Here is an 848-nt window from a genome sequence, read left to right on the forward strand (position 1 = left end):
GGATTCGGGCACGGCTACCGCTTTGGGTCTTGAGGCTCCAAGCGGATCCGCAAGCACGGCGAGCTTCAAGAGCGAAGACAAGACCCGTATCAGATTGGCCAACCAGTTCAACGCCTTGCTTACGCAGATTGACCAGCTCGCAAAAGACGCAAGCTACAACGGGGTAAACCTGATCAGTAGCGACGATAAAGACAATAAGCTTCATATCGCCTTCAACGAGAACGATAGCTCTTCGCTGGATATTTCCGGCGTTGACCTTACAACGGGCGCCAAGGGCTTGAACATCTCTGCGATTTCGGTGGATGATGCGACGAAGGCGTTTCAGAGTGATGATGACGTTAAGAAGACAGTAAGTCAGTTGACTTCGGCAAGCGGCACTCTTCGCGCCCAGTCCTCGACCTTCGGCTCCAACCTCTCGGTGGTGCAGAACCGGCAGGACTTCTCGAAGCAACTCATCAACATCCTTGGTACCGGCGCATCCAACCTGACTGACGCCGATCTGAACGAAGAAGCTGCGAACTCCCAGGCTCTGAGCACCCGCCAGTCTCTGGGTATTTCGGCCCTCTCGCTCGCCAACACGGCGCAGCAGGGCATCCTGCAGCTTCTCCGCTAAGCGGATCAGCCTCGACGACGATGAGCGGCCGGGGGAAACCCCGGCCGATTTCGTTTGAGCCTACAGGAAGCAAAAAAAACAACCAGACCGATGGTGCGCAGGCAGGCGGTGCGCTGCCGGTATTGGCGCTCCGCCCCGATCGTGGTGCAGAGCACGAAGACGCAGACGAAGATCAGCGCCTAACTGAGGAATTAGCTGGACAGGAAATACTTGATGATCTCCATCGCGTCGCATA

At 56.5% G+C, this 848-nt stretch carries 1 protein-coding gene and 1 pseudogene; one reads left to right on the forward strand and one right to left on the reverse strand.

Annotated features, from left to right (window positions below):
- Nucleotides 1-613: flagellin (locus tag VQ03_RS30400; protein WP_048454671.1), on the forward strand; the 613-nt coding region annotated here is incomplete at its 5' end.
- Nucleotides 614-678: 65 nt separating this feature from the next.
- Here VQ03_RS30400 and VQ03_RS35195 read toward each other — a convergent pair.
- Nucleotides 679-789: pseudogene (locus VQ03_RS35195) on the reverse strand (MgtC/SapB family protein); the annotation flags it as partial.
- Between the last annotated feature and the right edge of the window lie 59 nt (nucleotides 790-848).

Origin of the sequence: Methylobacterium tarhaniae, assembly GCF_001043955.1 — a bacterium.
GTDB lineage: Bacteria > Pseudomonadota > Alphaproteobacteria > Rhizobiales > Beijerinckiaceae > Methylobacterium > Methylobacterium tarhaniae.